Source organism: Proteus sp. G4415, from assembly GCF_963896075.1.
Lineage (GTDB): Bacteria > Pseudomonadota > Gammaproteobacteria > Enterobacterales > Enterobacteriaceae > Proteus > Proteus mirabilis.
On sequence record NZ_CAWQOK010000117.1, the window covers coordinates 1 to 8,694 of the forward strand.

At 33.6% G+C, this 8,694-nt stretch carries 10 protein-coding genes; 2 read left to right on the forward strand and 8 right to left on the reverse strand.

The features are described 5' to 3' along the window. Positions 1-235 precede the first annotated feature (235 nt). Positions 236-778 carry a hypothetical protein gene (locus AACU95_RS13110; RefSeq protein WP_004251489.1) on the forward strand — a complete coding sequence of 181 codons (543 nt, stop codon included), beginning with the start codon at positions 236-238 and terminating at the stop codon, positions 776-778. Positions 779-801: 23 nt separating this feature from the next. On the opposite strand, the gene AACU95_RS13115 is transcribed toward AACU95_RS13110, so the two are convergent. Both AACU95_RS13115 and AACU95_RS13120 read right to left on the reverse strand, forming a co-directional pair. Further along, positions 802-999, reverse strand: coding sequence for a hypothetical protein (locus AACU95_RS13115; RefSeq protein ID WP_004242521.1), 198 nt, complete (start codon positions 997-999; stop codon positions 802-804). 240 nt (positions 1,000-1,239) lie between these two features. Continuing rightward, positions 1,240-2,088: an SDR family oxidoreductase gene (locus AACU95_RS13120; RefSeq protein ID WP_012367816.1), complete on the reverse strand. Its 849-nt coding sequence runs from the start codon at positions 2,086-2,088 to the stop codon at positions 1,240-1,242. Positions 2,089-2,177: 89 nt separating this feature from the next. Here AACU95_RS13120 and AACU95_RS13125 point away from each other — a divergent pair, with 89 nt between their 5' ends. Then, on the forward strand, positions 2,178-2,552 hold the full coding sequence (locus AACU95_RS13125; protein ID WP_004247909.1) for a winged helix-turn-helix transcriptional regulator: 375 nt from the start codon (positions 2,178-2,180) through the stop codon (positions 2,550-2,552). A gap of 122 nt (positions 2,553-2,674) precedes the next feature. Here the strand turns inward: AACU95_RS13125 and AACU95_RS13130 are convergent, their stop codons facing one another. The 6 genes from AACU95_RS13130 to AACU95_RS13155 form a co-directional block, all read right to left on the reverse strand. Then, positions 2,675-3,136 carry a hypothetical protein gene (locus tag AACU95_RS13130; RefSeq protein WP_161737080.1) on the reverse strand — a complete coding sequence of 154 codons (462 nt, stop codon included), beginning with the start codon at positions 3,134-3,136 and terminating at the stop codon, positions 2,675-2,677. A 490-nt stretch (positions 3,137-3,626) separates the two neighbouring features. Then, entirely contained in the window at positions 3,627-4,085 is a 459-nt protein-coding gene (locus AACU95_RS13135; protein ID WP_004242516.1) for an Hsp20 family protein, read from the reverse strand. A gap of 184 nt (positions 4,086-4,269) precedes the next feature. Continuing rightward, the gene (gene ymcF / locus AACU95_RS13140; protein ID WP_406819891.1) at positions 4,270-4,410 is read right to left on the reverse strand and encodes a cold shock small protein YmcF; all 141 of its coding nucleotides are present in this window, start codon (positions 4,408-4,410) and stop codon (positions 4,270-4,272) included. Between the two features lie 7 nt (positions 4,411-4,417). Next, a complete protein-coding gene (cspE, locus tag AACU95_RS13145) occupies positions 4,418-4,630 on the reverse strand; it encodes a transcription antiterminator/RNA stability regulator CspE (RefSeq protein WP_004247907.1) in 213 nt (70 codons plus the stop codon). A gap of 439 nt (positions 4,631-5,069) precedes the next feature. Next, positions 5,070-6,194 carry a lipase family protein gene (locus AACU95_RS13150; RefSeq protein WP_012367815.1) on the reverse strand — a complete coding sequence of 375 codons (1,125 nt, stop codon included), beginning with the start codon at positions 6,192-6,194 and terminating at the stop codon, positions 5,070-5,072. 1,283 nt (positions 6,195-7,477) lie between these two features. Further along, a partial coding sequence (locus tag AACU95_RS13155) for a hypothetical protein (RefSeq protein WP_237612010.1) occupies positions 7,478-8,694 on the reverse strand: 1,217 nt, incomplete at its 5' end.

The following is an 8,694-nucleotide window of genomic DNA, read 5'->3' on the forward strand; positions in this document are numbered from 1 at the left end:
CTGGTTATTATAACTATTTTTACAAACAATACCGCTTATTTTATAATCAAAAAATCGATGTTACTTATTGAGTTATATTAATATATAGTATAGTTTATTAATTCCTACCTCTTACTATAATTAATTAAGTTTTTCTAAAAACTGAACTTATTCAGAATACTATAAATAAATTATACTTAATATAAATTAGTCTATATAATATCCTATGCAATTTTATTTTGATTATGAGCTAACAATGAGTTCTATAAAATCACCTATAATTATCTCTATCACCTCAATTGCAGGTGGCGGCAAAACAGCACTTTCTCATTATATAAGAGAAAAGCTTCCATCAAGCAAATGCCTTCATTTTGATGATTTCGACTGCCCTACAGCACCTGAAGATCTCGATGAGTGGATAGAACAAGGTGGTAATTATAGCGAATGGGATATAAAGCCATTTGTTGAACAAGTTAATCAGACGATAGAAGAGTCTCAATATACTCATATCATTTTGGATTATCCTTTTGCCAGATCTCACCCAGCGCTACAACAGATGATCGACTATGCTTTTTTTATTGATACACCACTAGATATCGCATTAGCAAGAAGAATATTGCGTGATTATAAAGAGAAAAGTGGAAATGATATTATTCATTATTTAGAAGAGTACTTAATCTACTCACGGCCCTCATATACGGCAATGACAGAAAGAGAAAAGCTGAGTGCTGACATTATTATTGATGGTAACGCATCTGTGTCTTTAATTGCACAGAATATCCTAAAGTATATTGTTTAACCTTAAAGCTGTGCCGTATTAAATCAATAGCACCCACCAATTTTACTATTACATACGGTGATCTTCTGGTGCTGTCTAATCGTATTGATTACGCTGTCAGAATATGGATCTGGCTTCATCGCATCTTTACTCGATTGCTCATATTTATCAATATCAGACTGTGATGTCGAACATCCTGAAACAAAAAATAAAGTTAATAATATCGCTGAAACTAGCTTCATATAAAGTCCTATTAAGCTGAATAAATATTTTTCAATATCATTTAGTTATATTCATTTTTGTTACCTAGTGTAGCAGTCTATCCTACTATTTTACGACTAAAATTAATCTTTTATTAATTGATGCTCACCTATCATAAATAATAATGCTTATGAAAGGCACCCTGCATGTGAAACCCAAAATTTCAACTCTTAGGGTGCCAAAAAATTAAACTGAAAATAGAATAGATATTAGCTATCGATTTACAATATTGCTTTGATACTCTCCGCAAGTGTTGTTGTACGTCGGCCAATTAATTTACTTAGGGTATGACTATCATCAAATAATCCACCTTTGGATGCGCCGATATCAGAATCAGCCAGCATATTTGATAATTTATCGGGTAAGCCTGCCGTTTTTAACGCAGCGACAAAATCGGCCTGACTTAAATTGTTATATATCACTTGCTTCCCGCTTTGTTTAGTCAATTCCTTAGCCAATTGCTCTAATGTCCAAGCTTCATCACCCGCAAGCTCATACACTTTACCTATATGTCCTTCTTCACTAATTACCCGAGCAGCAGCCAATGCATAATCGGCCCGAGTGGCTGAAGCTATTTTGCCATCACCAGCCGCCCCCAGAAAAACGCCATGCTCAATTGCTGCAGGGACACTTGCCAGATAATTTTCTGTATACCAGCCATTTCGTAATAAAGTGTAAGATATCCCAGAATCAGCTAGCATTTTTTCTGTTTCTACATGTTCCACATGCAAGCTTAATGGAGAGCGATCAGCATGTAATATGCTAGTGTAAGCAATAAATTGTACATCTGCTGATTTTGCTGCCTCAATGACATTACGATGTTGAATGGTACGTTTGCCAACTTCACTTGAGGAAATTAAAAGTAATTTATCGACACCCTGTAAAGCTGTTATTAATGAAGCTTTATCATTGTAATCCGCCTGACGTACTAAAACGCCTTTCTGACTTAAAGACGATCCTTTTTTTACATCACGAGCAAATGCCACAATTTGATTAGCAGGAACGGTTTGAAGAAGGTTTTCAATCACATGTTGACCTAATAGGCCTGTTGCACCAGTAATTGCAATCATAAGATAACTCCTTAATGTATCACTTGTGTTTTGATAACATAGCACCTAAACTTACTAAAAGTAAGTACATACAAAAAGGTAAGTATACAATGACAATATCCACACTCTCGCAGCAATTACGTGAAGGAAATTTATTTTCTAAACAGTGCCCATCCAGAGAGATCCTCAAACATGTTACAAGTCGTTGGGGCATACTCATTTTAATAGCCCTACGAGATGGAACACATCGTTTTAGTGATTTACGACGTAAAATTGGCGGAGTAAGTGAGAAAATGCTGTCTCAATCGTTACAAGTATTGGAGCAAGATGGTTTTATTAACCGAGTGTCATATCCTGTTGTTCCACCCCATGTAGAGTACTCTTTGACAGATCTTGGTGAGCAAATAAGTGAGAAACTCACGCTTCTTGCGGATTGGATAGAAATAAATTTACCTAATATCTTGTCACGACAAGAAGTGGAGTAGTATACAGATATTATTTCTAATAATTATGTATTTATACTTTAGTTAATAATTATTTATACCAAGATATTTTATGCAATAAAAATGGATGGTTATTAAGCCATCCATTTTTGTAGTCAAAAAAATCATTCACTTTTCTCAAATAGAAAATAACGCTTTAATTTTTTTGAAAATAATATAATAGATGTCAACCAAAGGGATAATCCAGCCAGAATAAGTTTACCTATAATCCCTCCAGATCTTTGAGCATTATTATCATAGCTTATACCACTTTCGTTCAAAGAAGTTAACCCTTCATGGAAATTGCTCCATAACATGACGATAATGATTGGTAGCCAAGCTAAGATAGTCAATACCCGCGCCCTTTTATCGCATCTGAAGGAAAAGTAAAGCGCTGATATTTGTATAATTAAAACTAACAAACGAATAAAACTCCATAAATAAATTTCTATCTTTATCTCAGCGGGCATATCAAAACTATACAAATTTAATAACAGTGATGCATTGGTTATAAAAAAATATAATATCAGTATAATACAGCAGACAATCAAAAATTGAGTTATCCATAAAGAAAGTGGCTTTTTCATAACAGTTCCTATTTAAATAAAATAAATCATATCGTTTCTTTATTCTGAAGTCATTATTTTAATAATAGAAAACTCATTTCTATATTAGATAATAAATAAAAACTGGTATATTATTTACTAATAACTTATCTTTTAAATATTTAGTATAAATATCTATATCATTTTTTGACACACTTTCTTGTATCAACAGTATTTAATCTTTTAAACATTTACTACTGTATAAACTATCATGGTTAAATCTCATTATGCGTTCACATAAAGTGCCCCCTCTTAAAGAGGTTTGTTATGAACACATATACTCCAACGATTAAGTGTATCTATTGCGAGCCATAAACACCCAATCCATTTTTCTAGTGTAAGCTTGCACTTCTTTAAGCATCTGGTTTATTTTGCCCTTCTTTATTCAAATATTATAATTTATAGGCTATTACAAAAAATTAAGGCTACACATTATGTGCAGCCTTAATCTTATTTAAGCTATCTCACTAAATTAGCTTTTATCTTTATTTTCTATCGCTATTGTTTGCCGTTTTTCTTCTTCAGGTAACTCATACTCAATAGCAATGGTCAGAAGTCCACTTGATAAATCGGCTTTTTCTATTTTGACATTTTTACCGAGGTCAAACTGCAATGTAAACTGCCCTTGAGATATACCTCGGTGGATCCATTTATCATTGTCTTCTTCTAATTTTTCTTCTTTTTTCCCTTCAATCAATAAGCGACTTCCTTTCAATGAAACCGATAAGTCATCTTCTTGATATCCAGGCACACTCACTGTTAGTTCATAATGGTTATCATCAATCTGTTTCAGATTATAAGTCTGAGTCGGTGATGAAATTGGTTTACTGCCTGTTAACTGACTAAACAGGCGATCTATCTGATCAAAACGGTTTGAAAGTAGATTGTCAGATAAAGTTGGGAATAATGAAAAAGGTTTAATATTAGGCATATAATTCCTCCTTCAGTATTTATTGAATTATGGGCGATATCTGATTGGCCCAATATATAAATATGAACGAGCAAGCATTTTTCAAGCCCTAAAATATAAATTTTTTATCTTTAGTCAATATAAGATTGTAGATAGCAAAAAAACCCCGCCGAAGCGAGGTTTTGTATATTCAACTATTTAATGCTTAGCTCATTTGAGCTGTCATCACACTTTTGCAAAAGATACATTTTGCGCCGTGTGGATTGTTCACTGTAACATCAAATTGTGATGTTCTATATTGTGAACCGCGACAACTTGGGCATTTAAAATAGAGGCGAATTGTAATAGCGCCTTTAGAGAGCCACCACGTTGCCTGCTGCAGGGCCTTTCATACCATTTTCCATGGTAAATGAAACTTGTTGGCCTTCAGCTAATGTTTTGAAGTTATCACTTTGGATTGCAGAGAAATGCACGAATACATCTTTGCTGCCATCTGCTGGAGTAATAAAACCAAAACCTTTACCTTCATCGAACCATTTTACTGTACCAGTCATTGAATTAGACATAGAATTTCCTTTAATTTATTTAATTTGCCATAAGGCATATGTGGTTTGTTTGGTATTTTTACTTATGGGAATTAATTAGAAGGAATTCGCAATGAAGTGGTATCAAGGATAACGCTAAACGGGAACAACTTTAAACTGACTAACATAAATAGGTCTGTACTTCCAAACCAGTGACATCATTAAGCCATAGAAAAACTCAGATAGCAAACTTTATTTTTGGTGAATAAAAAATCTATCAATAAGATTGATATAGACAAAATCATAAAAACTTATCAATAAAAATAATTTTTTATTTCCTTAAATCAAAGAATTAAAATAAAAAGAGATACCAGATATCTTTTAACCAAAACATTATCTGGCATCTCATATCACTCATATTTCCACATTCAAATGATAAGAATAAGATTAAGATAGAAATTAATCAGTTATAAAATAGTTTTTAGTCTATTTTGCTATGCTCATTTTTCATCAGTTCAAATACAAAAGGCACTGAATTTCGCAAAGAGACATTGTATACATCTAAATGACCAATATTCGGATATTCATATACATATGCATTTGTGCCTGCTTCCAATACATCTCTTGCAAACTCTTGTTGCCAACGAGTTAACACATGAATATCTTCTAAACCAATCCCTATAAATACGGGCTTATCAACAAGAAGTTTTCTATAATTTAAACTTGACGCTTCTTGCTCTAATAGCTCGTAAAACTTAGGTTTTAAGCTATTTGATGCGTTTAATTTATTATCCATTACTAATTGACTTAATGGACTGATACAAAGCGTTTTCGCTTTTTCAACATAAGGTATTGCTAATTCTTGGAAATAATCTTCCACTTTTAAGTTTGGATTTTTATCAGCAGCAGAAAGATATAAGTACATCGCGTAAGGTAGCTTTCTATCACCTTCATCTTGAACACCATCACTAATAAAGTTTTCAAGTAGATTATCACTAAAATAAGGCGTCCCTGTCACTATCGCACCTAAGATATTTAATTCTGGTGCATATTCAGGCTGATAGCCGACAGAGGCAAATGCAGCATGAGCCCCTTGAGATTGCCCCATAAAGATAAAGCGATTACTTAGCGAAAACCCACCTTTCAAGACAGCTTTTGCACTATCCAAAGCGCTCCATGCTGTTGCTCTTTCATCCATATAATGATGCAACCCTGATGAGCCTAAACCTGGATAATCTGGTGCAACAATCGCAAACCCAAGGGATAGCCAAGTATTTAAATATTGCGATACGCGACTATTTTTAGGTGTTAATGAAGGAGCACAAGTTGGCGCTATCCCTACCGTACCATGATTCCATACAATGACAGGCCAACCATTTTTAGGCGCTTGACTTTTCGGAATAAAAACGGCACCAGTATCTTCACGGATAATTTCTCCATGAACACTGTCACAAGAAGTATAAGATATTGTGTATTGCGCAAAAGCTTCGCTTAACCCTAAGTCAGACGCTAGCTCTTGGCAATGTGTTATTACACCCGGTTTATTAGGGAGATTTTCATTAGTTTTATCGCAGGTAAATAACGATTTTTTAGTAAAGTGTTCCATAAATATTTCCTTATATTATTGATAAGTTTTTTTCCATTTAACTTAATTAGTCTTATAACTAGGGCATGTTTTTAGGCCTGTTATTCGCTAATTTCAGATAACAAAAAACCTCACTAAATGAGTGAGGTTTAACAAAGTTTAGTGTGCTTAGTAACAAATTGCCCACTATTTAGAGATGATAAGACAAATTTTTTCGAAATGCAATCTTTTACTGTATATAATTACAGTATTTTGTATATTAATGTGTACTATTTATCTTTTCGCCAACTAGGTATAGTTAATCAGTACAAAAAATGTTGATAAATCATCACGTGATCGCCTTGCTGCAAATAGTGTCGATATTACTAATAGGTTAGATTTTGTTGGCGAAGCTATTTTAAATTTCTCCTTTGGCATCTATTGCAACTAATACACATTAATAATGCTATGGACAAATTGGTTTAATCTATTGCAATACTTAGTAGTTACTATTAGAGACTTTCTAACTAATTGGTTATATTAAAATCTCTATCAACCCCCGTGTTGATATCTAATTAAGTTTTATTTTTGCTTCATTTAAACACCCTGTGAGTATAAAAATCACAGGGTATTTTTTGTTTATAAATACCATTCTCTATATAACTATGTTATTCATTATTGTAAAAAGCCAATTAATAAGCTCACAGAAGTGAGTTTATTAATTAAAAATTATGAGGTTCTTTAGCAACAGCCTCACGGATCATCATATCCAATCAATCCGTAATCTTAGACTAATGTATTTACCTTTCACATCGATAAGATAGTCATCGCCCTCAAATAGCGCACCTGAAGTATATATTGGAATATCACCATATACATGGCTATCTTTATATCTGCAATATAGTTGATAATGAGTGTGACCTACATATAAATCAAAACAATAGCACCAAAAGTTAAAATAAAACCTAAATTAAATTTATTAAAACAATATTGACAAATATAGGGAATTTATTTTTAATAGCTTATTAAGCCTAGTATATTAACTAGTAACTATATCATCAGTTGGAGAAAAACATTTAATATTAAAATAGCTCTGAAAAGACTTTGTAGATAAACTCACCTATCTCTTGTTTATCTGACATAATCTTCTTCAATAAAAAACCACCAGCAATTAATTGATGGCTATCAAGTACAGTTTGCACTACCCTACCTAATGGATGTTAAATATTTTTTAAATGATTTCTTTATGTTACCTAAATCATCAAGACTCCTCTTTAACATAACATGTAGTGCGCAAGCCAGTTATCAATAATACCGGAATACCGCTATTCAATTAAAATTGCTACATTAATTGCCCCTGTATATTTATTGGCTTTGATATTGCCATTAGCACAAAGGTTAAAAATTATGTTTTGTGTAAAACTCTTCATATTTTGTTGCGCTAGTTTATTACTACCGACGAGTCGCAAGGCCTCTTGTGCATTGGCTTGACAAATACTTGATTGTGCAGATTTTAAAGAAGCCACCACATAAGGCAGTGTGGTGATATTTTCAGAGCCATTGGTGGATAGCTCCATCCCTGTTTCACTGCCTGAGACTAAATTATTAAAAGGGCTCAGGGTGAGATAGATATTTTTATTAGCATAAGGACAATTGACACTGATACTGGCTAAATTATCTGCTAATTTAGTGGGTGTTGCATAATTTTTCGCGATTTGAGTCGGAAACTGAATATTGGTAGACGTTTGGGGGATAACGTCACAGGCTTTGAGTGCTTTAATATTCACATTATCCGCTGAACTTAATAATGTTTTAGATCTTGCAAAAGAACCTGAACTAGTGCGAATGACGGCATAAAATTTTGAATCATCACGCATGGCATATTCACCGGCCTCTAATGGCCCGATGGCATACGCGGAATAACTGGATATTGTTAATGTTAACGAATGAACTTTATCACTACCATCTACGTATCGTGCTGAGAAAAAATTACTATTGCCTTGTCTGGGCAAAAGACCCCAACTTAATTCATCAGAATTAGAGGGAAAATTATTATACATATTTGTCATAGCGGTGGTTTTGGAACGACTAAATGAAAATGAAGCATTCTCATATGTATCGTTAGCCCGTTTATAACGCAACAAACCATATCCACTGGGTGCTAAAACAATAAAGGCCCCTTTGGGATTGCTTTTATTGTAGATAGCCACACCCACTCGACCGATTTCGGGGTAAAAAGGCAGGTCACTTATCACAAATTGACTAGGCTCCCACCGAAAACTTATATAAGATCTATTCGCCTGAAGCACTGAACTTACCATCCCATAATTTTTCGTTGTTGAACCAACTGGCGGAGTGACCTCCCCTAAATAACCTGTTGAGCCAATAGGAACGGATAACTCTAACGCATTAGCGGAATGAAAGAATATTATTGGTATCAAGAATAACGATAAACCGTATCCCCCTATTTTTTTTATCATTGATGGATACATCGAATTTCGATACTTTGTCGAAAGTGCTCTTTTATTCACGTGTATCTCCA

Bases quoted from the DNA above. Each gene is read 5' to 3' on its own strand.
- AACU95_RS13150 (WP_012367815.1), bottom strand. From the start codon at position 6,194: ATGGAACACTTTACTAAAAAATCGTTATTTACCTGCGATAAAACTAAT.
- AACU95_RS13120 (WP_012367816.1), bottom strand. From the start codon at position 2,088: ATGATTGCAATTACTGGTGCAACAGGCCTATTAGGTCAACATGTGATT.
- cspE (WP_004247907.1), bottom strand. From the start codon at position 4,630: ATGTCTAATTCAATGACTGGTACAGTAAAATGGTTCGATGAAGGTAAA.
- AACU95_RS13130 (WP_161737080.1), bottom strand. From the start codon at position 3,136: ATGAAAAAGCCACTTTCTTTATGGATAACTCAATTTTTGATTGTCTGC.
- AACU95_RS13115 (WP_004242521.1), bottom strand. From the start codon at position 999: ATGAAGCTAGTTTCAGCGATATTATTAACTTTATTTTTTGTTTCAGGA.
- AACU95_RS13135 (WP_004242516.1), bottom strand. From the start codon at position 4,085: ATGCCTAATATTAAACCTTTTTCATTATTCCCAACTTTATCTGACAAT.
- AACU95_RS13125 (WP_004247909.1), top strand. From the start codon at position 2,178: ATGACAATATCCACACTCTCGCAGCAATTACGTGAAGGAAATTTATTT.
- AACU95_RS13110 (WP_004251489.1), top strand. From the start codon at position 236: ATGAGTTCTATAAAATCACCTATAATTATCTCTATCACCTCAATTGCA.